The organism is Pseudomonas sp. HS6-2 (assembly GCF_049325675.2).
Taxonomy (GTDB): Bacteria; Pseudomonadota; Gammaproteobacteria; order Pseudomonadales; family Pseudomonadaceae; genus Aquipseudomonas; species Aquipseudomonas putida_N.
On the sequence record NZ_CM143906.1, the window covers coordinates 2,786,899 to 2,812,877 of the forward strand.

Sequence of the window (25,979 nt, forward strand, 5' to 3'; positions counted from 1 at the left end):
GGGCTCAGGGGCTGCCCAGCATATTGGTAACCTGTGCCTGCAACTGCTTGAGCTCGAATGGCTTGCAGATCAGCTGCATGCCCGGCGCGAGAAACCCTTCGCGCGCCATCGCTGTTTCGGCGTAGCCAGTGATGAACAGCACCGGAAGGTACGGGCGGAGCGTGCGGGCGATCTCGGCCAGCTGCCGGCCATTCATGCCCGGCAGGCCAACGTCGCTGACCAGCAGGTCGATCGCCTGCGCTGAACGCAGCAGCTGCAAGGCCTCGTTGGCATTGCAGGCACTCAGGCAGGGATAACCCTCATCTTGCAACGACTGGCAAAGCAGGTCACGGACATGAGCATCATCCTCGACTACCAGCACATGGCGGCCTTTGCTGGCAGGTGCTGGTTGCGGCCTCGAGGTCTGGGGCTGTTGTGGGTCAAGATGGCGCGGCAGGTAAAGGTCGACCTGCGTGCCGTGGCCAATCTGGCTGAACAGCGCTACATGGCCGTGGGACTGCTTGCTGAAACCGTAGACCATCGACAGGCCAAGGCCGATCCCCTGGCCCACTGGCTTGGTGCTGAAGAAGGGCTCGAATGCGTGTTCGAGGGTGCTCGCTGACATGCCTTGGCCATCATCGATGATGCTCACGCAGGCGTAGTCACCCGTCATCAGTCCGCTGACGGCGAACTGCAGCGCATCGACCTGACGATTACTGGCTTCGATGCGCAAGTTGCCCCCGTTAGGCATCGCTTCGCAGGCATTGACCAGCAGGTTGTTCAGCGTTTCCTGCAATTGCTCGTTGTCCGCTTGCACGGCCCAGAGGTCTGCGGGAAGGTTCAGCTGCAGGCATACGGCGGTGTCGAGAATGGCCTCGATACGCTGTGGCTGCAGCAGCGCGAGCAGGTCGATGCGCTGATTGTGCAGCGATTGGCGGGAAGCGAAGGCCAGCAGGCGATGGGTCAGCCTGGCTGCACGGGCAACGGCTTCCTGGCCCCTCTGCAGGATGGCTTCAAGGCCCTCGCTGCGGCCGTGTTTCAGGCGCCTGTCGACCAGCTCGAAACAGCCACCGATGCTGGTCAGCAGGTTGTTGAAGTCATGCGCCATGCCACCGGCCAGCTGGCCGACTGCCTCCATCTTGCGGTTCTGCTGCAAGGCCAGGTTGGCGCTCTCCTGTTCTTCGTCGCGCGCATCCAGGCGCTGTTGCAGGTCGTGCATGTGGTCGCGTGACAGGTACTGGCGGCGCCGGCTGCGGAGCGCCGACTGGGTCAGGATCAGCAACCGGTCATTGTTGAATGGTGCGGCCAGCAGGGTCAGGTTGCCCAACGCAAAGTCATCGGCCGAGGCAGTGGTCGCAGCGGTTTGTGTCAACAACACGATCGGCAGGTCAGACCAGGCTGGTTGCTGGTCGATATAGACGCGCAGCAATTTGGCAGCGTCAACGGTAAGGGTCTGCTCGGCGATGATGGCCATGCCGGCGCCTTCGAGCAGGCAGGCCTGCAGCTTGGCCATATCATGCATGCACAGGCAATCGATACCGGCGGCCGCCAGCAACAGTGAAGTATTGCTGGCAAGCTGTGCCGGAGCCAGGATCAGAGCACGTTCGTCCATCGTCGCCGAACTGGCCAATGCGATTCTCCTGAAACGGCCGGCAAGGCCAATCTGTGCCCTTGCTGCCGTCAACTGTCCGATACCCACTGGACCACGGGCACTGCCCCAGGGTTCAACGCAATCTACAGCCCCTGTTGCAGGAAGGGATCGTCCGGGTTCTGCCGCTCCAGTTCAGCGAGCAGCACCTGAACGTTCTGCAACTGACCGGTTTCCTTCCAGTACTGGATCAGCAGCACCCGTGCCCGGCGATTGGCCGGCTGGCGGCTGAGCAAGGTTTCCAGCTGCTTCTGCGCGGCATCGGATTGATCCAGGTCGTGCAGGGTCACTGCCAGGGTGTAGCGATAGTCGGCATTCTCCGGCTCCAGCTCCACCGCGCGCGACAGGGCCAGCAGGGCGTACTCGCGCTGATCATGGCGGATCAGCCAGAGCCCCAGCTCGTATTGCAGGAACGCCGAGTCCGGGCGCAGTGCCAGGGCGTTGGCCAGCACCTGACGGGATTGGTCATGGTGGCCCTGGCGTTCCAGCAAACGCACCTGGGTGGCCAGGGCGTCGAGGCCATCCGGCGCCATGGCCAGGCTGCGCTGCAGGGCCGCAGCCGCCTGGTCGTAATCATTTTCGTGCAAGTACAGGCGCGCCAGGTGCACTTGGGCCTCGGCGTCGTCGAGTTGTTTTTCCAGAGCCTGCTGGTATTGCTCTAGGGCGGTCTGCAACGGGCCGAAATACAGGCCGATGGCATCAGGGTCGAGGCCGAGCAGGGCATCCACGGCGGCAAAGCGCACGCTCTGCTCGTCATCGTCCAGCAGCGGCCCCAGCACCAGGCTGCGCTGAGAGGGTGGCAGCAGCTTGCGGACGCTGGCAATGGCGGCGCGGCGCACCAGCGGATCGTCGTTCTCCAGGTCCAGGCGGGCCAGCTTCAGTGCCTGCGGCGACGGGTAGTTGGGCAATTCGGCATACAGCGCGGCACGGCGGATCGGTGTCAGGTCATCACGCTGCAGTTGTTGGTACAGCACCCGGGCGGCACCCGGCAAACCGTCATGTGCCTGGCGCAGCGCCTTGCCGTAGCTGTGGGGTGGCAGTACCGGTGGCGCGGGCTTGTCGTCCCGGCGCAGGAAAACGATGGCGAGCGTCACCAGGATCAGCAGCAGTACGGCGATCAGGTAGCGGTGGCGTCTGGGCATCGGGCGCTGCGGTCCATGGCGGTGGGAAGGCAGAGCTTGGGGCAGAATGCCCTGGGCTGCAAGCCGCAGGGTCGCCAAGGGGCCATAAAAAAGCCCCGCAGGCCAAGGCCGGCGGGGCAAACGGTTGGGGGAGGAACCAACCAAAGGAGTCGTGGATACGGGGCGATTCAGCGTGCGCTGGCAACGGTCTCCGGCTGCCAGCCGCCGCCGAGGGCCTTGTAGATCGAGACAATGCCGCGGTACAGGTCGACTTCGCCCTGGGCCTGGGCGTCTTCGGCGCTCAGGCGTTCGCGTTCGGCATCGAGCAGCACCAGGTAGTCCACCGTGCCTTCGCGGTAACGCACCGAGGCCAGGTCGGCCGCCTTGCGGCTGGCCTCGCTCTGGCGCATCAGCGACAACAGTCGCTGCTGGGTCTTGTCGTAGTCGCTGAAGGCGTTGGCTGACTCTTCCAGGGCCAGCAGCACCTGCTGTTCATAGTTGGCCAGGGCGCCTTCGGCGTCAGCCTTGGCACCGCGCAGGCGGGCCCGCACGCTGCCCAGGTCGAAAGCGGCCCAGGTGATGCTTGGCCCCAGCGCCCAGGCATTGGCGGCGGAGGAACCGATCTGTGAGCCACGGGCGGCGGTAAAGCCGAGGAAGCCGCTGAGGCTCACCCGCGGGAACAGGTCGGCGGTGGCCACGCCGACATTGGCGGTGGCGGCAGCCAGCTGGCGTTCGGCGCTGCGGATATCCGGGCGGCGGCGCAGCAGCTCGCCCGGGTCACCCACCGGCAAGGCTTTGGCGATGGCCGGCAAGGCCTTGGGCGAAAGGTCGACGCTCAGCGCGTCAGGGCGCTGTCCAAGCAGGGTGGCGATGCGGTGCCGCGCCCGGGCCTGTTCGGCTTGCAGTTGCGGCACAGTGGCCTCGACACCCGCGAGGCGGGCATCGGCACGAACGACGTCGAGGTCGTTGCCAACCCCGGCGTCGCGCAGGGTCACGGTGATGCTGCGTGACTCCTGCTGGGTCTTGAGGTTGGCCACGGCGATTTTCTCGCGCAGTTGCGCCCCGCGCAGCTGGCCATAAGCATCAACCAGTTCGGCGATCAGGCTGACCTGCAGCTGTTGCAGGTCAGCCTGGGCCACCGCTTCCTGGGCCTCGCTGGCCTCGATCTGGCGCTGGATACGGCCGAACAGGTCAAGCTCCCAGGCCATGTCCAGGCCCAGGTCGTAGCGCTCCTGGTTGACCCGCTGGGTGGTCTGCCCGGGAACCTGGCCTTTGCCGATCTCGCTGCTGGCGCGGCTGGTGACCACCGGGAGCTGGTCGTTGGCGACGTCATCGTGGATCGCCCGTGCAGCCTTGAGCCGGGCGAAGGCCACGCGCAGGTCGCGGTTGCCGTCCAGCGATGCCTGCACCAGCTGGTTCAGCACCGGGTCGTCGAACTGCTTCCACCAGACGCTTTCGAAGCGACTGCGGTCGAAGGCTTTGGCCTGCACATCAGCGCTGTCGAATTGTGCGGGCTCTGTGTCCGGGGTCTTGTAGTCCGGGCCGACCGCGCAGGCCGCCAGGGCCAGAGCCAGCAGGCTCGGGGTCAATGGTTTGAGCAGGTTCATGCGTGGTTCTCCAGCACGGCTGCGTGCTCGGCCTTGCGGGCCTGGCGACGCTCGACGAAGCGGCGGATCAGGAAGAAGAACACCGGGGTCAGGAACAGGCCGAACACGGTCACGCCGATCATCCCTGAGAACACCGCCACACCCATGGCATGGCGCATTTCCGAGCCGGCACCGGAGCTGAACACCAGCGGCACCACGCCCATGATGAAGGCGATCGAGGTCATCAGGATCGGCCGCAGACGCAGGCGGCAGGCTTCCAGTACCGCCGCCAGCGGGTCGAGGCCCTTGGCTTGTTCATCCTTGGCGAACTCGACGATCAGGATCGCGTTCTTGCACGCCAGGCCTACCAATACGATCAGGCCGATCTGGGTGAAGATGTTGTTGTCACCACCCGACACGATTACCCCGGTAATGGCCGACAGCAGGGTCATCGGCACGATCAGGATCACCGCCAGCGGCAGGCTCCAGCTCTCGTACTGGGCGGCCAGCACCAGGAAGGCCAGCAGCACGCACAGCGGGAACACGAACAGCGCGGTGTTGCCTGAGAGGATCTGCTGGTAGGTCAGGTCGGTCCACTCGAAGGTCATGCCGTTGGGCAGCTCTTGCTTGAGCAGCTTCTCGATCGCCGCCTCGGCCTGGCCGGAGCTGTAGCCAGGGGCTGCAGCACCGTTGATCTCGGCGGTGATGAAGCCGTTGTAGTGCATCACCCGGTCAGGCCCAGAGGTGTCGCTGACCTTGAGGAAGGTCGCCAGCGGGATCATCTCGCCGAGGTTGTTGCGCACCTTCAGCTGGCCGATCTGCTCGGCATCGAGGCGGAACTGCTGCTCAGCTTGGACGTTGACTTGATAGGTGCGGCCAAAGCGGTTGAAATCGTTGGTGTACAGCGAGCCCAGGTAGACTTGCAGGGTATCGAAGATGTCGGTGATCGCCACGCCGTGGGTCTTGGCCTTTTCCCGGTCGATGGCGGCATCGACCTGCGGCACGTTGACCTGGTAGCTGGTGAACAGGCCCGCCAGTTCCGGTACGTTGTGGCTTTTGGCGATGATGTTCTGGGTTTCCTTGTACAGCGCTTCGTAGCCCAGGTTGCCGCGGTCCTCGATTTGCAGGCGGAAGCCGCCGATGGTGCCCAGGCCTTGCACCGGTGGAGGCGGGAAGATCGCGATGTAGGCGTCCTGGATGTCAGCGAACTTGGCGTTCAGCGCGGCGGCGATGGCCGCTGCCGACTGGCTCGGGTCCTTGCGCTCGTCGAACGGCTTGAGCGGGGTGAACACGATGCCGCTGTTCGGGCTGTTGGTGAAGCCGTTGATCGACAGGCCCGGGAAGGCCACCGAATCGGCCACGCCCGGCTGCTCCAGGGCGATTTCGCTCATGCGCTTGATCACCGCCTCGGTGCGGTCGAGGCTGGCGGCGTCAGGCAACTGGGCGAAGGCCACCAGGTACTGCTTGTCCTGGGCCGGCACGAAACCGGTCGGCGTGGACGAGAAGCCCAGGTAAGTCAGGCCCATCAGCCCGGCATAGAGGAACAGGGCAATTCCGCTGGAGCGGATGACCCGCCGTACGCCGCCAACGTAGCTGTGGCTGGCACGGTCGAAGAAGCGGTTGAACGGGGCGAACAGCCAGCTGCCCAGCAGGCGCTCGAGGAACCGCGAGAAGCGGTCTTTCGGCGCGTGGTGGTCTTTCAGCAGCACGGCAGCCAGTGCCGGCGACAGGGTCAGCGAGTTGAATGCCGAGATCACCGTGGAAATGGCGATGGTCAGCGCGAACTGCTTGTAGAACTGCCCGGTAAGGCCGGAAATGAACGCGGCCGGTACGAACACCGCGCACAGCACCAGTGCCGTGGCGATGATCGGCCCGGTCACTTCACTCATGGCTTTTTGGGTGGCTTCCAGCGGTTTCAGGCCCAGCCCGATGTTGCGCTCGACGTTCTCCACCACAACGATGGCGTCGTCCACCACGATACCGATGGCCAACACCAGGCCGAACAACGACAAGGCGTTGAGCGAGAAGCCGAACAGGTGCATCACCGCGAAGGTACCGATCAGCGAGACCGGTACGGCCATCAATGGGATGATCGAGGCGCGCCAGGTCTGCAGGAACAGGATCACCACCAGCACGACCAGGATCAGCGCTTCGAACAGGGTGTGTACCACCGCTTCGATGGAGCCGCGGACGAACACGGTCGGGTCATAGACGATGCTGTAGTCCATGCCTTCCGGGAAGTCTTTCTTCAGCTCGGCCATCTTCGCCCGCACTTCGTCGGAGATCTCGATGGCGTTGGAGCCTGGGCGCTGGAAGATCGGAATGGCGACCGCCGGCTGGTTGTTCAGCAGCGAACGCAGGGCGTACTGGCTGGAACCCAGCTCGACCCGGGCGATGTCCTTCAGGCGCGTGATTTCGCCATCGGCACCTGCGCGGATGATGATGTTCTCGAACTCTTCCTCGTTGACCAAGCGGCCCTGGGTGTTGATCGACAGCTGGAAACTGGTCGAGCCGGGGGCGGGCGGGGCGCCCAGCTGGCCGGCGGCAACCTGGCGGTTCTGTTCGCGGATGGCCGCCACCACGTCGCTGGCGGTCAGGTTGCGCGACGCGGTCTTGTTCGGGTCGAGCCACACGCGCAGCGAGTAGTCGCCCATGCCGAACAGCTGCACGTCACCGACGCCGCCCAGGCGCGCCAGCTCATCCTTGATGTTGAGGATGGCGTAGTTGGACAGGTAGAGCATGTCGTAGCGGTTGTCCGGCGAGGTCAGGTGCACGACCATGGTCAGGTCGGGCGAAGCCTTGTCGACGGTGATACCGATCCGGGTCACTTCCTCCGGCAGCTTGGGCTGGGTGCGGGTGACGCGGTTCTGTACCTGCACCTGGGCGTTGTCCAGGTCGGTGCCCAGGGCGAAGGTGATGGTCAGGGTCAACTTGCCGTCAGCGGTGGACTGCGAGGACATGTACAGCATGTTCTCGACACCGGTGATGGCCTGCTCCAGCGGCGCGGCGACGGTTTCACCGATCACCTTGGGGTTGGCACCGGGGAAGTTGGCGCGCACCACCACGGTCGGCGGTACCACTTCGGGGTATTCGCTGATCGGCAGCTGGAACAGCGAGATCGAGCCCGCGATCAGCAGCACCAGCGACAGCACCGCAGCGAAGATCGGCCGGGTAATGAAGAATTTCGAAAAGTTCATCGGTGTGGTCCCTTAACCGCGTGGCGCCTGGGCGCTGGCGACTTTTTCGGTGGAGCCCGCTACTTTCTGCGCCGGGTTGCTGGCTTCGAGTGCCTGGCGCTGTTGGGCGAGGGCGGTGAGGGTCTGTTCACTGGCCATCGGCGTTTCTTCCGGGGTTACCGGCGAGCCAGGGCGCACCCGCTGCAGGCCCTTGACCACGATGCGGTCGTCCTTGGCCAGGCCGCTGCGCACGATGCGCAGGCCTTCAAGCTTCGGCCCCAGTTCCACGGCGCGGTAGGCGGCCTTGTTGTCCTTGTCCATGACCAGCACGAACTTCTTGCCAAGGTCAGTGCCGACCGCTTCGTCGTTGATCAGCACAGCGTCGTACTGGGCGCTGCCGACCAGCTTCAGCCGTGCATACAGGCCTGGGGTGAACTGGCCGTCGCGGTTGTCGAACACGGCGCGACCACGGATGGTGCCGGTGCGCGGGTTGACCTGGTTGTCGACGAAGTTCATCTGGCCCAGGTGCGGGTTGCCGGTTTCGTTGGTCAGGCCCAGGTACACCGGGGTGCTCTGGCCGCGCTGACCTTCACGCGCCAGCTGGGTGTACTTGAGGTACACGCGCTCGTCGGCGTCGAAATAGGCGTACACCTTGTCGGTGGACACCACGCTGGTCAGCGGCGTGACATCGGCGGTGACGATGTTGCCGGCGGTGAATTCGGCGCGGCTGACGCGGCCGCTGATCGGCGCGGTGACGCGGGTGAAGCTGAGGTTCAGGCGGGCCAGGTCGAGCTGGGCCTGGATCGCATCGACCCCGGCGCGGGCTTCGGCGGCGGCGCTGCTGCGCGACTCGGCAAGCTCGGCGGAAATGGCATTGCTGTCTCGCAGGCGCTCGCCACGGCGGGCTTCGTTGGCACTGCGGATAGCGGTGGCCTTGGCCTGTTGCAGCTGGGCTTCAAGGCGGCGGACCTCTGCCTGGAACGGGCGTGGGTCGATCTGGAACAGCAGGTCGCCTTTCTTCACCTGGGCGCCTTCGGTGAATGCCACCAGGTCGATCTGGCCGGAGACCCGTGGGCGCACCTCAACGGTTTCCGGCGCTTCCAGGCGGCCGGTGAACTCATCCCATTCGTTGATCGGCTGCTCGATGACCTTGGCGACGCTGACCTTGGGCGCGGCGGGAGCCTGCACGGCGTCGGGGGTGCGGCCACAAGCGCTGAGCACCACCACTGCCAGGGCAGCGAGGGGGAAGCGCAAGGGTTTGAGTGAGTGATCCATGGAGAACTCCGCCAATGTATTAGTAGTGGGCGGAGTGTGAGTGTCTTGCGCGTGGCGCACGAATCGAACGCAGCGAAGGTTATTATCACGCGCAATGATATGTCTGGATCAATCATCGATGGCGGGCATGTGACGGCGCTTGGGCTTAAGCTCTCTAACAGCAGTACCGGCCTCTTCGCGGGGCAAGCCCGCTCCTACAGGGATTGCACGACATTCAAGGTTGGCGTTGTACCTGCAGGAGCGGGCTTGTCCCGCGAAGAGGCCGGCACAGCCACCCCCTGCATAGCGACTGAAATAGGCCCCACCGTGCACACTTACCACCGCCTGCCCGGCCCCCTTGGCATCGTTCTCCTCGGCGTGCTGCAAATCCTGGTCTGGGGCGGCTCGTTCTTCCTCATGGCGGTGATGGCCGACCCGATCAGCCGCGACACCGGCTGGCCTAGCCAATGGGTCTACGGTGCGCTGTCCCTGAGCCTGATGGTCTCGGCGCTGCTGGCCCCGTTGTCCAGCCGGCTGGTCGCCCGCTACGGCGCCCGCCCGCAAATGGCCGCCAGCGGCGGGGTGGTGGCGGTGGGGTTGCTGATCATGGCTGCCAGCCACAACCTCGGCCTGTTCCTGCTGGCCTGGGCGGTGATCGGCATCGGCATGGCAATGGGTTTGTATGAAACGTTGTTCGCCACCCTCGGCGGGTTGTATGGCGAAGGCGCGGGCAAGGCGATTACCGGCATCACCCTGATTGCCGGCTTCGCCTCGACCCTTTCATGGCCGACCGTGGCCCTGGCCATCGAACACTTCGGCTGGCGAGCGACCTGCGTGTGCTATGCGCTGGTGTTGATCGTGGTGGTGGCACCGTTGTACTGGCGGGTGCTGCCAGCGGGCGGGCGGGTCGAGGTGCCGGCCAGGGCGCAGGCACAAGGCGAAGCGCTTGGCGTGGACCGCCCGCTGTACCTGCTGTTGACCAGCATGTTCGCCATCGGCGCGATCATCATGACCGCCATCGCCGTACAGCTGGTGGCCGTGCTGCAGGGGCTGGGGCATTCGCTGCCGGTGGCCATCGGCCTGGCGGCGATGCTCGGGCCCAGCCAGGTGGCGTCGCGGGTGCTGCAGATCCTGGCGGGCAAGCGCCACCCGATCTGGACCGCGCTCGCCTGGGTTAGCCTGGTGCTGATCGGGTTGCTGATGGTGACCTTTGTCCCGGCTGCTACGGCGGTGGGCTTGCTGGTGTTCGGCTGCGGCAACGGCCTGCGAGCGATCGTGCGTGGGCTGCTGCCGCTGGCGATGATGCCACCGGCGCAATATGTGCTGCTGATGGGGCGCATGTCGCGGCCTTCGCTGATCGGGCAGGCACTCACGCCTGTGGTAGGTGGCTTTCTGTTCGAGCACTTTGGCTCGATGGGGGTGTTGGTGGCGCTGTGTCTGCTGGCGTTGGTCAATTTGGGGTTGGTGGGGATGGTGATGCGTAAGGTTCGTATTGGCTAGCTAAGTAAGACTGTAGTTTTCGGTGTCATATCAGCTACGAAATAAGGGTGAATGGATTGAGTCACATTCATAACCTTGCAGCCATTTTCATTGCTGAGTAGGAGAGGCTGTCAGAATTTTTGCTGGTGACTCGTGCGCGCAGAGAACTGCTTGCATTGAATCTCGATACTGCATCGCTCAGTGGCAAGTAACCCAGACGTTGTTGATCGGTATAGTGCATGGATTGGTCGTCAACTCGGATGATTTTGTAATTATTTTCAGTGGCGATTTCATTGAATAAACCAATTCGGTCTTCGACTTGGTTTTCCAAGAGTCTTCCTTCGTAAGCAATTTTGTAAGAGTCTGCTGACGCGTTGCTATCCAGAAGGTAAAAGAAGTCCTGTGCGCTTACGCTGACTGACTGTATTCCTGACACCCTTCGAAGGTGGCTAATTTCATGGATGATTGTTGCTGCGCGTGTTTCATTTGTAAGGGAGGTTGAGAAAAATTCGTCCAGGATGAGAATGCTGCCTTGGAAATCACTTTTGGCTACTTGCGCATACGTGTTGCTGGCGCCTTCTGTTGCTCGGTTTATCTTCTTGTGCCCTATTTCGGGTGTTGCATATTCTGTTAGCATGCCCGCTATTTTTTTCCAGTTGTTTACTATGTTCGGCAATACATCCGCATATCGCGGTCCAAAGAATGTTTTCATTTCGTTTGCGTATAGAGACTGGCCTGGTTTCACGACTTTTCTGAGCGCGAGGAGTGCTGCATCTAATGCTTGTTTTACTGTTTCTGCTTCGTCTGCGGGGAACTGTGATAAGCCATATGCTGTAATAGTCAGCGTGAGGCCATTTGAGTCTGCATAGGTGCCAGGGTTGTTTTGGACCATGCAGTAAAGGTTCAAACCATCCACTGTCTCAGCCGGGTCCGCACTCAACCAGCGCCCTGCCCAAGACAGGTAATACCGGTAGCCGTAGTAATACAAATCGGTCGCATCGCGCTCCTTGCCCGAAAAACGCACGGTCTTGTAGTCAGCCTCAATCGCACTGCGCGCTGCCCATACCGACGTCTCCCCGTACGGGTAATATTCCTCCCGGCTGATCAGGCTGCCGCTACCATCGAGCTCCAGGCCATGGCTGCCGATAAGGTCGCCATACTGGTAACGCAACTGGTCATCGGCAATCTCAGCCGGCTTGCCAGCCACCCAGTGCAAAACGCGCACTTGCGCATGACCGGTTTGACCCACGCACAAAACCTGAAGGCTTTCTTTCCCCGTCGTTCGCAGTTCCAGATTGGCCAGGTAGATGACCTGCTGGCTGTTCAGCTGTTGCGTGCTGCTCTTCAGTACGCGCTGGCAGCGGGCATCGTAGCGGTAGAGTTCGTGATCGCCCGGGGCGCCGTCGCGCACCACGGGGGTGACTTTCTGCAGTTCTCCCCGGGGTGTCCATTCGAGTGCCTGGCCTGGCTGCAACTGGCGTTGATGGCCTGCGGCTGTAAACAGAGCATCTACTCCCTCAGGAGTGCCGGCCAAGGTGCTGGTCACCCCCCGGTTACTGCGGTTGCTGACGGTAATGTCCGTGGTGTAGCCGTTGTTGCTGGCGGGCGCGCTGTGGCGGATCTGGGTCAGATTGCCTGCGGTGTCGTAGTGGTAGTGGCGGATGTATCGGGTGTAGGTGGCGTTGTCACTGGCAAGCGGCACGGATGCCGGAGTTGAATGACTGTTCTGGCGACCCGCATTGGCCATTTCCCGCCCGTTGGCACTGACCAGTTGGTACAGGCTGTCGTAGCCGTAGAGGCTTTCTGGTCCCACCCGTTGGTTGCGCCAAATGCGCGTCTGCTGAGACTCGTCTCTGGCATTGAGCACATTGCCTACCGGGTCGTATTGGTAACGCAGGTCCTGCAGCAAGCCGGTTTGACGTTTTACTCGAATGATTGCCAGTCGCTGCGTTCGCGGCTCGTATTGGTAGGTGCAGGTCACGCCGTTGCCGTGTGTCTCGTTCAGCTTTCGCCCCTCGGCCGAGTGGGTCAGCGCCGTCACCACAGGTTGCTCTGCGCTGTTCTTCACGGTCAGCCAAGTGCGCGCCAGCTGCCCGTTCACGCCATACGCCACACGCTGCTGATGGTCAGCCGCATCCCGCGTGTTCAGCACATTGCCCGTGGCATCGGTGCAGGTGACGGTAGTGTACCTTTCTGGCCCAAGCAGTGCATTCCAGGCAGTCGGGTCCGCACCATGCCAATCGACTTGCAGGTCGGGGTCAGTCGCCGCTTGGGGCAAGCGGCGTGTCATCGACAGTGGCACGCCAGAGAGGGCCATGCATTCAGTGGCCATCAGCCCGGCCGTATCGTAGTGACTGATGCAATGCCCGGCGATGTTCCGGTCTTTGTCTGCAGCCGTGCTGGCCGCGTAAATGAAGCGCTGTGTTGTTCGTGGGCCTTCGCTGGCAACCTGCTCGGAAACGGCTAGCGGCCGACCAGGCAGGGTTGGCACCTCGTAATGCCAGGTGTGGCTGACGGCCTGGCTGTGGTCCTCCGTGCTGTCGCCGGTGCTGAGGATGCCGTTCACGATGAGCAGTGGCCGGCCGGCGGTGTCGCTCAGTTTGACGGAGGTACCCGCATCCACGCTGCGGGTGTGCAAGGCATTGCCGCGCAGGTCGTAGTGATAGATGAAGTTGGCAATACCGGCGTTAGCCAAGCGTGGGTCTGCGCTCTGCTTCAGAAAGCCAGATGCAGTGAAGTGGTGGCGGGTGACGCGTGCCCGGGTTACATCCAGTGCGTCCGGATGGCGGTGATAAGTGATCTCGCGCACGCTTGAACCGCGGCCATCGCGGGCTATTGCCTTTGGGGTGTTTTGGTTGACTGCGATTGCCATGTTCCCTATGGACATATTGCCTCGCTCCGGCTGAACGCACCTGCGTGAAGCAAGCATTCCTCATCAAGGATGAGTTGTAACCTGGCAATAATGCTGGGAACGTTTGCGGTATAACGGGCTCAGCTGATGGCTGTGCGACAGTGACTGGGATATTGAGCTTGCTGATGTGGCACTGGTGCTGCAGGTCGCGGCGGAGGGGTTGGTGGTCATGCGTAAAGTCAGAACCCTCGCAGCTGTGACGACAAGGTCCTGAGTCTCTGAAAACTTGGCAAGTTCCCGCGCAATTGTTGTAGAACTCAGCTTACTATCCGTAAATGGACAGAAGCGCTGTGGATCACATCTTGACTGCCAGTTTGACTGCTGCATATGCAATGCTGTCGGCATTCCTGGCCGCAATGCGGGATCGCAGTAGAGGCGTGTTGTTGAAGAAAGTAACTGCATTATTCAGGGTTAAGTAAGCATCTACATTGTGTTGCCTGTAAGTCAGAGTGTTTTTGTTTGCGTCTACGATATGAAGTGATCGGAAGTTTGCTGTCTCGGCGAGAAATAATTCTGGGGTTATGACGTCGCTCGCTTGAAACTTAGGTCTATTCAATAATTTGAAGGAATCAAAGGTTGGTTCTCCGTCGCTCAAGTAGAAAAAGTCATGGGTATTGGGGACTTTCGCGCTCATGCCGTTTACATATCCAAAATGACTGAATTCATGGATAATTGTTGCCACTAGTGCTTCAGGTGAGTGGCTGAGTGTGAAGAAATTATCAAAAATATACAGGCGCCCAGTTCCGTTGCTTTGTTCTGTCGCGGCAAACACGTTTGGGGTGTTGGTTTGGGCGCGATAGATTTGACTGTATTCTGAGAAGGTGGACGGATATTCGGCAAGTACATCCAGCGTTTGGTTCCAGCTGTTTCTAATGTTGGTGTATTGGGATAGGTATTCGCTGCCGAAATAATGCCTCATTAGAGTTGCATCAGGAATGAATGCTGGATCCGTGACGCTTATCAACGTATTTAGTGATGTTTCCAGGGTTGCTTCAACTAGATCTTTTTCACTGCTTTCAAAGTTGTCCAGTCCGTACTTCAGTATTTTGATGTCTTCCCTCGTCTCAGACGGATCGGCCTGGGGCGACTGCAGCATGAGCCCCTGATCGTCAAGGTAGCTAACAGGGTTGTTGCGAACCATGCAATAGAGATTCAAATGATCCAGCGTGCCTGCCGGGTCCGCACTCAACCAGCGCCCTGCCCAAGGCTGGTAATACCGGTAGCCGTAGTAATACAAGCCAGTCGCATCGCGCTCCTTGCCGGAAAAGCGTACGGTCTTGTAGTCAGCCTCAACCGCGCTGCGCGCTGCCCATACCGACGTCTCCCCGTACGGGTAATATTCCTCCCGGCTGATCAGGTTGCCGTTACCATCGAGCTCCAGGCCATGGCTGCCGATAAGGTCGCCATACTGGTAACGCCACTGATCATTGGCAATTTCAGCCGGCTTGCCGGCCACCCAGTGCAAAACGCGCACTTGCGCATGCCCGACTTCACCCACGCACAAAACCTGAAGGTTTTCTTTCCCCGTCGTTCGCAGTTCCAGATTGGCCAGATAGATGACCTGCTGGCTGTTCAGCTGTTGCGTGCTACTTTTCAGTACGCGCTGGCAGCGGGCATCGTAGCGGTAGAGTTCGTGATCGCCCGGGGCGCCGTCGCGCACCACGGGGGTGACTTTCTGCAGTTCTCCCCGGGGTGTCCATTCGAGTGCCTGGCCTGGCTGCAACTGGCGTTGATGGCCTGCGGCTGTAAACAGAGCATCTACTCCCTCAGGAGTGCCGGCCAAGGTGCTGGTCACCCCCCGGTTACTGCGGTTGCTGACGGTAATGTCCGTGGTGTAGCCGTTGTTGCTGGCGGGCGCGCTGTGGCGGATCTGGGTCAGATTGCCTGCGGTGTCGTAGTGGTAGTGGCGGATGTATCGGGTGTAGGTGGCGTTGTCACTGGCAAGCGGCACGGATGCCGGAGTTGAATGACTGTTCTGGCGACCCGCATTGGCCATTTCCCGCCCGTTGGCACTGACCAGTTGGTACAGGCTGTCGTAGCCGTAGAGGCTTTCTGGTCCCACCCGTTGGTTGCGCCAAATACGCGTCGGCTGAGACTCGTCCCTGGCATTGAGCACATTGCCTACCGGGTCGTATTGGTAACGCAGGTCCTGCAGCAAGCCGGTTTGACGTTCTACTCGAATGATTGCCAGTCGCTGCGTTCGCGGCTCGTATTGGTAGGTGCAGGTCACGCCGTTGCCGTGTGTCTCGCTCAGCTTTCGCCCCTCGGCCGAGTGGGCCAGCGCCGTCACGACGGGTTGTTCCGCGCTGTTCTTCACGGTCAGCCAAGTGCGCGCCAGCTGCCCGTTCACGCCATACGCCACACGCTGCTGATGGTCAGCCGCATCCCGCGTGATCAGCACATTGCCCGTGGCATCGGTGCAGGTGACGGTGGTGTACCTTTCTGGCCCAAGCAGTGCATTCCAGGCAGTCGGGTCCGCGCCATGCCAATCGACTTGCAGGTCGGGGTCAGTTGCCGCTTGGGGCAAGCGGCGTGTCATCGACAGTGGCACGCCAGAGAGGGCCATGCATTCAGTGGTCATCAGTCCGGCCGTATCGTAGTGACTGATGCAATGCCCGGCGATGTTCCGGTCTTTGTCTGCAGCCGTGCTGGCCGCGTAAATGAAGCGCTGAGTGGTTCGTGGGACTTCGCTGGCAACCTGTTCGGAAACGGCTAGCGGCCGACCAGGCAGGATTGGCACCTCGTAATGCCAGGTGTGGCTGACGGCCTGGCTGTGGTCCTCCGTGCTGTCACCCGTGCTGAGGATGCCGTTCACGATGAGCAGTGGCCGGCCGGCGGTGTCGCTCAGTTTGACGGAGGTACCCGCATCCACGCTGCGGGTGTGCAGGGCATCGCCGCGCAGGTCGTAGTGATAGATGAAGTTGGCAATACCGGCGTTAGCCAAGCGCGGGTCCGCGCTTTGCTTCAGAAAGCCAGATGCAGTGAAGTGGTGACGTGTGATGCGTACCTGGCTTTCATCCAGTTGGTCAGGGTGACGGTAAAAGGCAATCTTGCGCACGACAAGGCCACGGCCTTCGTGGGCCATTACGGTTGGGGTGTTGTGGTTGACTGCCTTTTCGATACGACCCATGGGGCAGCTACCTCGCAAGATCAGGGTGTGACTCGATGCGAGGTAAGCTTCCAGCAAAGTCGTCAGTACGTAACCTGATAAAAATGACAGGTGCCCATGGGCTCAGGGTCAAGGGGCGCTTACCGCTTGCGGCCTTTGCCGACGGTACAGCACGGTCGTCGCGGTGAACCCGCATACCGCCGCGAACATCAGCCAGTAAGCCGGTGAGGCTTTGTCCCCGGTGGCCTGCACCAGCAGCGTCGACACCGCCGGCGTAAAGCCGCCGAACAGCGCGGTGGCCAGGCTGAAGGCCAGCGAGAAGCCGACCACCCGCACGTTCGCCGGCATCACCTCGGTCAGTGCCGCGACCATGGCACCGTTGTACAGGCCGAAGAACATCGAGAAGTACAGCAACACCGCGAGCAGGCGCTCGAAGCTGGCAGCTTCAGCGAGCCAGTGCATGGCCGGGTAGGCGGTCAGCACGCACAGCAGGGAAATTGCCAACAGCTGCGGGCGCCGGCCGATGCGGTCGGAGAGGGCACCGCCGAGGGGCAGCCAGATGAAGTTGCTGACCCCGACCAGCAGGGTCACCACCAGGCTATCGGTGGTGCTCAGGTGCAGCACGGTCTTGCCGAAGGTCGGGGTGTACACCGTGATCAGGTAGAACGTGGTGGTGGTCATCGCCGCCAGCAAACCACCGGCCAGCACCGTGCGCCAGTTGTCGCACATCGAGCGGAACACCTCGGCCGTCCCCGGGTGATGTGCGCGGGCCTTGAACGCTTCGGTCTCCTGCAGCGAGCGGCGGATGATGAAGATGAACGGGATGATCACGCAACCGATGAAGAACGGAATGCGCCATCCCCAGGCTGCCACCTCACTGGTTTCCATGCAGGCGTTGAGGGTATAGCCCAGCGCCGCCGCCACGACGATCGCCACTTGCTGGCTCGCCGACTGCCAACTGGTGTAGAAGCCGGTGCGCCCCGGCTTGGCGATCTCCGAAAGGTACACGGATACGCCACCCAGCTCGGCGCCGGCTGAAAAGCCCTGCAACAGCCGGCCCAGCAATACCAGCAGTGGGGCGAGGATACCGATGCTGGCATAGCCGGGCACCAGGGCAATCAGCACGGTGCCAGCAGCCATGATCGACAGCGTCACGATCAGCCCTTTGCGCCGGCCGACCTTGTCGATGTAGGCGCCCAGCACGATGGCACCCAGCGGGCGCATCAGGAAGCCCGAGCCGAACACCGCGAAGGTCATCATCAGCGAGGCGAACTCGCTGCTGGCCGGGAAGAACGTCTGGGAAATGTAGGTGGCATAGAAACCGAACAGGAAGAAGTCGAACTGTTCGAGGAAGTTGCCGCTGGTGACCCGCAAGATGGCGCCGAGGGTGGCGCCCCGGGTCGGTGTTGTCGTTTTCATCATGGCTCGCTTTTGTTGTTATTGGATGGAGGTTGCCGCGCTCAGTCGTTGCCAGCATTGATCGGGTTGGGCTGACGTTTCTCGATGGCGTGCTTGAGCAACGCGGCGCTGCGGAAAATGCCGTGGGCGAACTTGCTGTAAGGCATGGTCAGGAAGAACGCCATCACCAGCCCCAGGTGCAGGGCCAACAGCAGGCCAAGGGCGCTGGTTTCGCGGAACGCCAGCAGGGCCAGGCCGCTGGCGCTGACCAGCAACAGCAGAGCGATGAAACCGCGGTCCATGGGTTTCTGTTCGGCGTCGCCGTGGTTGGGGTTGCGTCGCAGGTTGAGGTACAGCAGCCCGGCAGGGCCCGCCAGCAGGCCGAGGCCTCCGGCGATGCCAAGCATGACCGGCAGGCTCAGCACCGGGTACGGCGCCTCCAAGCCAAGCAGGTAGTGGTAGAGCGTCGCGCTGCCGGTGGCGGCCAGGCACAACAGGAAACCGTAGAAAGTCAGGTGGTGGAAGCGTCGCCGCCACAGGGTGAAACGGTCATCGGCATTGTTGCAGCCCTCGCCATGTCCTCCGTCGAGGTACTTGAGGCGGGCCACACTGGTAGTCGCTTCCAGTGCAGCGGCGGTTTTTAGCGCGACCGTTGCTGCTGGAGGGGAGATGTCGCGCCAGAACCGGCGCACGCCCAGCGCCAGGGCGATGACTGCGAAGCCGAACACCCCACCGAACATCAGCGCCAGTGTGTTGTGGGCAAAGATGCCATAGAAGTTGCCGCCGGCCATGGGTGTGAACAAGTTACCCATGGCCAGCAGGCTCAGGCACAGGAACAGCACCAGGGCGAAGCCGCTGGCCAGCGCAAGGGTCAGGCCGTTGCGCTGGTACAGACGGCCGAGGGTGCGCGGCCAGGCATATTCGGTGTAAGTGTCGAGGCGCACCTTTGCCATGGCCTTGGGCACGTTGACCTGGAATTCGTGGGGCGCGGCGTACTGGCAGGCGTGCAGGCAGGCGCCGCAGTTGTGGCAGAGGTTGGCCAGGTAGTGGATGTCGGCCTGGGCGAACTCCAGGCGCCGGGTCATCGCCGGAAACACGGCGCAGAAACCTTCGCAATAACGGCAGGCATTGCAGATGCTCATCTGCCGCTGCACTTCGCTTTCGTGCACGTTAAGCACCGGGATCAGTTCACTTTGTGCCTGCGGATCAAACAGCTGCATGGCGTGCCTCCTGGATGTCGACGAAGCCTGCGCTGGCGGCCGCCTGGACGCCGGCGATACGGCCGTACGCCGTGCCGATGGCCATGCCGATACCAGCGGTGTAACCCTTGCCCAGTACGTTACCGGCCATCATTTCTCCAGCGACGAAAAGGTTGGGGCTGGGCTTGCCGGCGAAATGCACGGCGGCGCTTTCGTCGGTCGCCAGGCCCAGGTAGGTGAAGGTGACGCCTGGCTTGAGCGGGTAGGCGTAGAACGGCGGTTTGCTCAGCGGGCGGGCCCAGTGGGTCTTGGCCGGGGTCACGCCTGTGGTGTGGCAATCGTCAAGCGCGGTATGGTCGAAGGTGCCGACCTGGCAGGCACTGTTGAACGCTTCGATGGTCTGGCAGAACTGTGCTTCTGGCAGGCCCAGCTTGCGCGCCAGTTCGGCCAGGGAATTGGCCGTGGTGCCTGGGAACACCGGAGGCATGAAGCGGCCGATGGCCTGCTGGTCGATGATCGAATAGGCCTGCTGACCCGGCTGGCCGGCTACAAGGCGGCCCCAGATGGCATAACGCTTGGGCCAGAAGTCTTCGCCTTCGTCATAGAAACGCTCGCCGTCGCGATTGACCACCACGCCTAGTGACACGCAGTCGATGCGGGTGCAGATGCCACCGTCATACAGCGGCGCGCGGGCGTCGATGGCAACCATGTGTGCCTGGGTCGGGTCGCCGATGATGTCGGCGCCCAGTTCGCCCATGCGCTTGAGCAGGATGCCGGTGTTGAAGCGTGTGCCGCGGATCAGGAAGTTGTCCGACGGCCATTCGCCACGGGCATTCTGGCCCCAGGCTTCACGCAACCACTCACGGTTGGACTCGAAGCCGCCCGCCGCCAACACGCAGGCCCTTGCCTGGATGCGTTCTGCAGGCAGCTGGCGGCCCTCGACCTCGCGGGGGGGCAGGTGAGCTGCGACGAACCTGCCGCCCTGCAGTTCGATATCGTTGACCTGGGCGTTGTAGCGCACCTGCACGCCGAGCCGTTCGGCGCTGCGGAAATAGGCATTCACCAACGCCTTGCCGCCGCCCATAAAGAACGCGTTGGTCCGTGCCACATGCAGGGCACCGGACAGCGGCGGCTGAAAATGCACACCGTGGCTGCGCATCCAGTCGCGGCAGCTGGAGGACGCACGGATGGCTATGCGCGCGAGTTTTTCGTTGGTCAGGCCGCCGGTGACCTTGAGCAGGTCCTGCCAGTACTCTTCTTCGGGGTAGGCATCGACCAGCACATCCTGGGGTGCGTCGTGCATGCAGCGCAGGTTGCGGGTGTGCTGCGAATTACCGCCACGCCAGGCCCTGGGCGCGGCCTCCAGCAGCATGACGCTGGCGCCGGCCTCGCGGGCCATCAGCGCGGCACAGAGGGCGGCGTTACCGCCGCCGATTACAAGAACATCGATCATTGTCGCTCCTCGGTCGCAAGGAGGCATGAACGAAGGGCCCCTTGCGAGTGAGGAGACAGTAGGGCTGTCGGCCGGGCGCCGAAAGGCGGGCTATGGCATGGGGTGTTCAGTTTTTCTAAAGGCTGGCGTCTTCGATCCAGGTCGCGCCCGGCCATTGCCGCTGGCTGACAAGTTGGCGGGCAACGTCGATGATCACCCGTCGGGCGGCCAGCGCGGCGGGTGACAGCTCATCGTCCGCCAGGGTTGCCAGCAGGTTGCGTCGGCCAACGTGGGCGTCGCTGATTTGCGCGACCCGCAGCCCGCTTTCACCGCTGAGCGCCGCTGCAGCGCCTGGTTGGATGGTCGCGGCATGGCCGGCGCGCACCGCATTCATCAGCACGGCCAGGCCATCGACTTCCATGATGATGTTCGGCACCAGGCCGGAGCGTTCGAATGCAGCCATCAGGGTCGAACGCAGACCGTGCTGGGCGCTGGGCATGACCAGTGGCAGCGGGCCCAGGTCGGTCAGTTGCACACTGCCTTCGGGCGCGAGGGGTAGCTGTGGAGGGCTGATGACGAACAGCCGTTCATCGAGCAGCGGCGTCACGCTCCAGCGTTTGCCTCCTTCGAGCTGGAACAGGATGGCGAGGTCGATCTGCCGGGCGTTGAGCTGCGCGGCAAGGTGCCCGGAGAGCATTTCCACCAGGTGCAGCTGGATGTCGGGGTAACGCTCGCGCATGGCATTGATCAGCGGCAGGGCGAGCACGGTCGCGGTGGTCGGCGGCAGGCCGACGGTGACGTAGCCGCTCATGCGCCCACGGTGGGCGGCGAGGATGGCGTTGTCGGCCTGGCGCAGGCTGAGCTGGGCATGGTGCAGGAACGCCATGCCGGCGCTGGTTGGCGTGACCCCTGTGCTGCTGCGGTTGAGCAGGCGGGTGCACAGCTCGCTTTCGAGCTTGGCGATCTGCTGGCTCAGGGCGGAGACGCCGACCTCCAGTTCGAGCGCGGCCCGGCCAAGGCTGCCGTGTTCGATGATCTTGACGAAGTAGCGCAGTTGCCTGAGTTCCAAGGGAGACTCCAGAGAGGGGCGAGGGGTGGGTAAATGTGATCAACCTTGGGCAAACTGCAGAAGCTTGTCGCCATCCAGCCGGTAGCGCACCCACTCATCCTGTGGCTCGGCGCCCAACGACTTGTAGAAACCGATCGCGGGCTCGTTCCAGTCCAGTACGCTCCACTCGAAGCGCGCGCAACCGTTGGCCACGGCTTCGCGTGCGATATGCCGCAGCACATCCCGACCCGCGCCACCGCCACGCTGCTCAGGGGTGATGTACAGGTCTTCCAGGTAGATGCCGTTGCGGCCCTGCCAGGTCGAATAGCTGTAGAAATACACGGCAAAGCCGATGGCCTTGCCGTCACGCTCGCAGATCAGGCTGTGCACGGTGCTGCCTTCGTCGAACAGGCTGTGCTCGATATCGGCCAGGGTGGCGACCACTTCGTGACGGGCGCGTTCGTACTCGGCCAGCTCGGTGATGTAGGCAAGAATCTGCGCGGCATCGGCGCGAACGGCAGGGCGGATGGTCAGGCTCATGCGGGGGCTTCCTTGTTTTGGTGAACGGTACAGTGATGTGTATCTGCATAATTTAATGTAACTGTACCGGTCGCAGGGCAGGGCGACTCCGTTAGTGTGACAGCACCTGCAACGATTCTGGAATGCCTGCCATGCTTGCCTCTGCGGACCTGCTTACCGCCTTTGTGCTGTTTGCCTTCGTTTCCTCGATCACACCGGGGCCCAACAACACCATGCTGCTGGCCTCGGGCGTGAACTTTGGCGTGCGCCGTTCGATCCCGCATGCCATGGGCATCAGCGTTGGCTTCATGGTCATGGTGTTGGCGGTCGGCCTGGGCCTGGGCGAGGTATTCAAGGCCTGGCCGGCGCTGTACACCGTGTTGCGCTATACCGGTGCGGCCTACTTGCTGTACCTGGCCTGGAAGATCGCCACCTCAGGGCCGCTCGGCGGCGATTCGCCGAGCGCGCGCAAGCCGCTTGGGTTCTGGGGCGCAGCGGCATTCCAGTGGGTCAACCCCAAGGCCTGGGTAATGGCGGTGGGGGCAATCACCACCTACACGCCGGCCCAAGGCTATGTGATGAATGTGGTGGTGATTGCTGCGCTGTTTGCCTTGGTCAACCTGCCCAGCGTCGGTGTCTGGGTGATGTTCGGCAGCGCCCTGCGCAACCTGCTGCAGAACCCGCGCTGGCTGATGCTGTTCAATGTCCTGATGGCCTTGCTGCTGGTGATTTCACTCTACCCGCTGCTGTTTGTAGAATCGGCGTTTTCATGAACCCATGAGTACAGCAAGCCGATGCAGTTGATTCCCTGGTCCTTCGACAGCTCCGAAGGCTTCACCCTGCGTGGCTGGCGCTCACCAGCCAGCGGCAAGCCGTTGCTGCATTTCCTGCACGGTAACGGCTTTTGCTGCCTGGCCTACCAGCCGCTGCTGTTGAGCCTGAGTGAACATTTCGATCTGTGGCTCTGCGATGTCCAGGGCCATGGTGACAGCGACCATGGCGGTGACTTCCGCGGCTGGAACCGTACCGCTGCGCTGGCGGTGGAGGCCTTCGAGGCCGGCCGTGGGGAATATGGCGAGGTTCCCCGGTACGCCGTGGGGCACAGTTTCGGCGGGGTGTTGACCGGGTTGATGCTGGCCAGCCAGCCGGGCTTGTTTGCCCGTGCCGTACTGCTCGATCCGGTGCTGTTCAGCCGGCGCATGATCGGCGTGATGGGCGCGGCTGCGCTGGTCGGCCTGCACCGCCGGCATACCTTGGCGCGCAAGGCCGCCAACCGGCGCAGCCATTGGCCGGACCGTGAGTCAGCGCGGGCATCGCTGCACGGGCGTGGCATCTTCAAGGGCTGGAGCGACGCGGCGTTGCAGGCGTATGTCGAGCACGCGATCGGTGATTGCGGCGAAGGCGTGGTGCTCAAGTGCCGGCCCAGTCGCGAAGTGGAAATTTTCAGCTCGTTCCCGTCGCGCATGTGGGCGCAGCTGGCTGCCATCCAGGTGCCAACCCTGGTGCTGTATGGCGAACACACCTATCCCTTCGTGCCGCACTCGGTGCAGCGCCTCGCCAGCCTCAACCCTGTAGTTAGCGCCGTTCAGGTCTGCGGTGGGCACTGCTTCATGCAGGAAGATCCGGCGATGGCTGCGCAGAAGGTGCTGGTCTACCTGCAAGCGTGATTGGCTGTTCCATTTCTGGAACGATCAATGCCGTTTAAGCCGACTACCGGCTGATTGGGCTGATTGGTAAGGTTAACCCAGTTTGGAGAGGAGACTTCTCATGAAAAAGATTCTGGGTATCCACCGCAGCCCCCACGCCCATTGGGTGGGTGATGGTTTCCCGGTGCGCAGCCTGTTCACCTACGACAACCTGGCCAGCAAGATCAGCCCGTTCCTGCTGCTGGACTATGCCGGCCCGTACGACTTCAGCCCGACCAGCGATCGACGCGGAGTCGGTCAGCATCCGCACCGCGGCTTCGAAACCGTGACCATCGTCTATCAGGGCGAACTGGAACACCGCGACTCGACCGGTGCCGGTGGCCTGATCGGCCCGGGTGACGTGCAGTGGATGACCGCTGCCAATGGCATCATCCACGAAGAGTTCCATTCCCCGGCCTTCGCCCGCAGTGGCGGTTCACTGGAGATGGTGCAACTGTGGGTCAACCTGCCGGCGCGTGACAAGCGTGCAGCGGCGGGGTACCAGACGCTGCTGGCGACGGACATTCCGGTGGTGCAACTGGAGGGCGATAGCGGCAGCCTGCGGGTAATTGCTGGCGCCTATCAGGGCCATGCAGGCCCGGCGCGGACCTTTACCCCGATGGATGTGTGGGACATGCGCCTGAAGGCGGGTGCCAGCCTGCAATTGCCGATCGCCGACGGCCACAATGCTGCACTGGTGGTGTTGCGCGGTAGCGTGCGGGTCAACGGCGAGCGCGAAGCTGGCCCGGCCAGCCTGGTGCTGCTGGAGCGCGGTGGCGCGGATGTGGTGATCGAGGCGCTTGAAGGTACCAGCCTGCTGTTGCTCAGCGGTGAGCCGATCGATGAGCCGATCGTAGGCTATGGACCGTTCGTGATGAACAGCCAGGCGGAGATTGCCGAGTCGTTCGATGATTTCCACGCCGGGCGGTTTGGGCAGATGGCGGGCGAGGGTGCTGGCTTGGATCATTGATTGCCTGTACCGGCCTCTTCGCGGGCGTGCCCGCGAAGAGGCCGGTACAAACCCTGCAAACCTTGGCATGATGCAGCAATGGCTCTGTCCCGACTGCACGCCGTCCACCGCTCACTCAATGCCTCCGGCCAGCACACTTTGTGGCTGCGCTACCCCTTGCCCTACCATTGGCCTTCGACCCAGGCCTTCCTGGCTGCCCGCTGCATCCCCGGCATTGAAACCTTCAGCGCTGGCACCTATCGCCGCAGTTTCCCCGTGGCAGGCAAACACGGCGTACTAGAAGCCCGGCCCGCCAGCGGCAATCGCTTGATTATCCAGCTCAGCGGCGTGCCTGCCTCAGCTGTCCCCAGCCTGATCGCCCGCATTCGCCGCTTTTTCGACCTCGACGCTAACCCCGCACGCATTGCCGCCGAACTGTGCCACGACCCCTTGATGGCCCGGCTGATCGCCGCCCGCCCGGGCCTGCGCGTCCCTCAAGGGTGGGACGCCTGCGAGCAAGCCGTGCGCACGGTACTCGGCCAGCAGATCAGCGTAGCGGGCGCCATGACCCTGGCCGGACGCCTGGTAGCGCGTCATGGCCAGCCGCTATGTCTGCCGACCGCAGGCCTGACCCACGTCTTCCCGACAACGAAGGTGCTCGCCAACGCCGACCTGGAAAACCTCGGCATGCCCCGAGCACGCGCTGCCACCCTCGGTACGTTGGCGCGGGCACTGCTGGCAGAACCAGAACTGCTGCGAAAGGGCCAGGCCCTGGAGCCGCTGTTGGCCAACCTCTGCCGGCTGAAAGGCATCGGCCCCTGGAGCGCCCTGTATCTGGCGCTGCGCCAGGCGGGCGCCGCTGATGCGTTGCCGCTGGGCGATGTAGCGCTGGTCAAAGCCTTGCGCCTGCTGGAAGGGCCCGACGCCCAACTGGCCGAACGCGCCCAGGCCTGGCGCCCCTGGCGCGCTTATGCCGCGCAGCATCTATGGGCGTCCCTGGAAGACAAATAGGCCGTTCAGCGACCGCCTGTCGTGAAGTGCCAGCATTCGATCGAACAGGCGAGGCCGATCATCGTTCTTCCACTAAGGTGCTAAAGGATTCTCCGCACGATCATTGCCCCGGCGCATGGACGGCCGCTTGGGCATGCGCAATTTCAATTGGCACCCTGCCTGCCAAAGGCGTACTCACATACAACAGGCCATCCAGTACAGAGAGGGTCGTACCATGTCGTTGATAGGAGTTTCGATGCTGGAAATGCGGCAGATTATCGAGCAGGCCTGCCTGCCCGACCGCTGCGAAGTCAGCTGCCCGGACGGCACTACCCTGACCATCCGCCTGGGTCAGGGGCAAAGCCTGGAGCAGGGCGTGACCCTCTCCGGGATCTCGCTGCAAAACTTGAATAGTTGTCGTGACCTGGTGAACCTGGTTGGCCAGTTGCACACCCTGCGAGACAGCCATCCGGCGGCACTCAGAGCCATCGCCTGA

18 protein-coding genes are annotated in these 25,979 nt (G+C 62.7%); 6 read left to right on the forward strand and 12 right to left on the reverse strand.

Annotation, left to right across the window (positions count from 1 at the left end; genetic code table 11):
- Positions 1–4: 4 nt before the first annotated feature.
- From ACOKS3_RS13070 to mexE, 5 genes are all read right to left on the reverse strand, one after another.
- A complete protein-coding gene (locus ACOKS3_RS13070) occupies positions 5–1,609 on the reverse strand; it encodes a response regulator (RefSeq protein WP_422763162.1) in 1,605 nt (534 codons plus the stop codon).
- A gap of 104 nt (positions 1,610–1,713) precedes the next feature.
- Positions 1,714–2,769, reverse strand: coding sequence for a HEAT repeat domain-containing protein (locus ACOKS3_RS13075; protein ID WP_103447101.1), 1,056 nt, complete (start codon positions 2,767–2,769; stop codon positions 1,714–1,716).
- A 167-nt stretch (positions 2,770–2,936) separates the two neighbouring features.
- Positions 2,937–4,355 (reverse strand): efflux transporter outer membrane subunit, encoded by a 1,419-nt coding sequence (locus ACOKS3_RS13080; protein WP_103447102.1) that lies wholly within the window; start codon positions 4,353–4,355, stop codon positions 2,937–2,939.
- Positions 4,352–7,531 carry an efflux RND transporter permease subunit gene (locus ACOKS3_RS13085; protein ID WP_103447103.1) on the reverse strand — a complete coding sequence of 1,060 codons (3,180 nt, stop codon included), beginning with the start codon at positions 7,529–7,531 and terminating at the stop codon, positions 4,352–4,354. Before ACOKS3_RS13085 ends, ACOKS3_RS13080 begins: the two co-directional genes overlap by 4 nt.
- Positions 7,532–7,543: 12 nt before the next feature.
- Positions 7,544–8,785 carry a multidrug efflux RND transporter periplasmic adaptor subunit MexE gene (gene mexE / locus ACOKS3_RS13090; protein ID WP_103447104.1) on the reverse strand — a complete coding sequence of 414 codons (1,242 nt, stop codon included), beginning with the start codon at positions 8,783–8,785 and terminating at the stop codon, positions 7,544–7,546.
- Between the two features lie 357 nt (positions 8,786–9,142).
- On the opposite strand from mexE, the gene ACOKS3_RS13095 reads away from it, so the two are divergent.
- Complete coding sequence (locus ACOKS3_RS13095; protein WP_463581492.1) at positions 9,143–10,264, forward strand: MFS transporter; 1,122 nt, start codon at positions 9,143–9,145, stop codon at positions 10,262–10,264.
- Positions 10,265–10,331: 67 nt separating this feature from the next.
- On the opposite strand, the gene ACOKS3_RS13100 is transcribed toward ACOKS3_RS13095, so the two are convergent.
- The 7 genes from ACOKS3_RS13100 to ACOKS3_RS13130 all read right to left on the reverse strand — a co-directional run bounded on the left by ACOKS3_RS13100 (position 10,332) and on the right by ACOKS3_RS13130 (position 21,880).
- Entirely contained in the window at positions 10,332–13,115 is a 2,784-nt protein-coding gene (locus ACOKS3_RS13100; RefSeq protein WP_463581487.1) for an RHS repeat-associated core domain-containing protein, read from the reverse strand.
- A 334-nt stretch (positions 13,116–13,449) separates the two neighbouring features.
- Positions 13,450–16,284, reverse strand: a complete 2,835-nt coding sequence (locus ACOKS3_RS13105) for an RHS repeat-associated core domain-containing protein (protein ID WP_422763164.1) — start codon at positions 16,282–16,284, stop codon at positions 13,450–13,452.
- Positions 16,285–16,392: 108 nt separating this feature from the next.
- Entirely contained in the window at positions 16,393–17,685 is a 1,293-nt protein-coding gene (gene tcuC, locus ACOKS3_RS13110; protein WP_103447107.1) for an MFS transporter, read from the reverse strand.
- 38 nt (positions 17,686–17,723) lie between these two features.
- Positions 17,724–18,881, reverse strand: coding sequence for a tricarballylate utilization 4Fe-4S protein TcuB (tcuB, locus tag ACOKS3_RS13115; protein WP_103447108.1), 1,158 nt, complete (start codon positions 18,879–18,881; stop codon positions 17,724–17,726).
- On the reverse strand, positions 18,868–20,313 hold the full coding sequence (gene tcuA, locus ACOKS3_RS13120; protein ID WP_103447109.1) for an FAD-dependent tricarballylate dehydrogenase TcuA: 1,446 nt from the start codon (positions 20,311–20,313) through the stop codon (positions 18,868–18,870). Before tcuA ends, tcuB begins: the two co-directional genes overlap by 14 nt.
- Before the next feature lie 115 nt (positions 20,314–20,428).
- The gene (locus ACOKS3_RS13125; protein ID WP_422763165.1) at positions 20,429–21,361 is read right to left on the reverse strand and encodes a LysR family transcriptional regulator; all 933 of its coding nucleotides are present in this window, start codon (positions 21,359–21,361) and stop codon (positions 20,429–20,431) included.
- Between the two features lie 39 nt (positions 21,362–21,400).
- Positions 21,401–21,880 carry a GNAT family N-acetyltransferase gene (locus ACOKS3_RS13130; RefSeq protein WP_103447111.1) on the reverse strand — a complete coding sequence of 160 codons (480 nt, stop codon included), beginning with the start codon at positions 21,878–21,880 and terminating at the stop codon, positions 21,401–21,403.
- 122 nt (positions 21,881–22,002) lie between these two features.
- Here ACOKS3_RS13130 and ACOKS3_RS13135 point away from each other — a divergent pair, with 122 nt between their 5' ends.
- The 5 genes from ACOKS3_RS13135 to ACOKS3_RS13155 all read left to right on the forward strand — a co-directional run bounded on the left by ACOKS3_RS13135 (position 22,003) and on the right by ACOKS3_RS13155 (position 25,979).
- Positions 22,003–22,632: a LysE family translocator gene (locus ACOKS3_RS13135; protein ID WP_103447112.1), complete on the forward strand. Its 630-nt coding sequence runs from the start codon at positions 22,003–22,005 to the stop codon at positions 22,630–22,632.
- 21 nt (positions 22,633–22,653) lie between these two features.
- On the forward strand, positions 22,654–23,526 hold the full coding sequence (locus ACOKS3_RS13140) for an alpha/beta fold hydrolase (RefSeq protein ID WP_103447113.1): 873 nt from the start codon (positions 22,654–22,656) through the stop codon (positions 23,524–23,526).
- Positions 23,527–23,626: 100 nt separating this feature from the next.
- Positions 23,627–24,514 (forward strand): pirin family protein, encoded by an 888-nt coding sequence (locus tag ACOKS3_RS13145; protein WP_422763166.1) that lies wholly within the window; start codon positions 23,627–23,629, stop codon positions 24,512–24,514.
- Between the two features lie 78 nt (positions 24,515–24,592).
- Positions 24,593–25,504, forward strand: a complete 912-nt coding sequence (locus tag ACOKS3_RS13150; RefSeq protein ID WP_103447115.1) for a DNA-3-methyladenine glycosylase family protein — start codon at positions 24,593–24,595, stop codon at positions 25,502–25,504.
- 214 nt (positions 25,505–25,718) lie between these two features.
- Positions 25,719–25,979, forward strand: coding sequence for a DUF1652 domain-containing protein (locus ACOKS3_RS13155; protein WP_103448239.1), 261 nt, complete (start codon positions 25,719–25,721; stop codon positions 25,977–25,979).

What these genes read in the sequence shown, in the direction of transcription:
- ACOKS3_RS13075 (WP_103447101.1), bottom strand. Translation starts at nt 2,769, where the DNA reads ATGCCCAGACGCCACCGCTACCTGATCGCCGTACTGCTGCTGATCCTG.
- ACOKS3_RS13080 (WP_103447102.1), bottom strand. Translation starts at nt 4,355, where the DNA reads ATGAACCTGCTCAAACCATTGACCCCGAGCCTGCTGGCTCTGGCCCTG.
- ACOKS3_RS13085 (WP_103447103.1), bottom strand. Translation starts at nt 7,531, where the DNA reads ATGAACTTTTCGAAATTCTTCATTACCCGGCCGATCTTCGCTGCGGTG.
- mexE (WP_103447104.1), bottom strand. Translation starts at nt 8,785, where the DNA reads ATGGATCACTCACTCAAACCCTTGCGCTTCCCCCTCGCTGCCCTGGCA.
- ACOKS3_RS13100 (WP_463581487.1), bottom strand. Translation starts at nt 13,115, where the DNA reads ATGGCAATCGCAGTCAACCAAAACACCCCAAAGGCAATAGCCCGCGAT.
- ACOKS3_RS13105 (WP_422763164.1), bottom strand. Translation starts at nt 16,284, where the DNA reads ATGGGTCGTATCGAAAAGGCAGTCAACCACAACACCCCAACCGTAATG.
- tcuC (WP_103447107.1), bottom strand. Translation starts at nt 17,685, where the DNA reads ATGATGAAAACGACAACACCGACCCGGGGCGCCACCCTCGGCGCCATC.
- tcuB (WP_103447108.1), bottom strand. Translation starts at nt 18,881, where the DNA reads ATGCAGCTGTTTGATCCGCAGGCACAAAGTGAACTGATCCCGGTGCTT.
- tcuA (WP_103447109.1), bottom strand. Translation starts at nt 20,313, where the DNA reads ATGATCGATGTTCTTGTAATCGGCGGCGGTAACGCCGCCCTCTGTGCC.
- ACOKS3_RS13130 (WP_103447111.1), bottom strand. Translation starts at nt 21,880, where the DNA reads ATGAGCCTGACCATCCGCCCTGCCGTTCGCGCCGATGCCGCGCAGATT.
- ACOKS3_RS13135 (WP_103447112.1), top strand. Translation starts at nt 22,003, where the DNA reads ATGCCTGCCATGCTTGCCTCTGCGGACCTGCTTACCGCCTTTGTGCTG.
- ACOKS3_RS13140 (WP_103447113.1), top strand. Translation starts at nt 22,654, where the DNA reads ATGCAGTTGATTCCCTGGTCCTTCGACAGCTCCGAAGGCTTCACCCTG.
- ACOKS3_RS13145 (WP_422763166.1), top strand. Translation starts at nt 23,627, where the DNA reads ATGAAAAAGATTCTGGGTATCCACCGCAGCCCCCACGCCCATTGGGTG.
- ACOKS3_RS13150 (WP_103447115.1), top strand. Translation starts at nt 24,593, where the DNA reads ATGGCTCTGTCCCGACTGCACGCCGTCCACCGCTCACTCAATGCCTCC.
- ACOKS3_RS13155 (WP_103448239.1), top strand. Translation starts at nt 25,719, where the DNA reads ATGTCGTTGATAGGAGTTTCGATGCTGGAAATGCGGCAGATTATCGAG.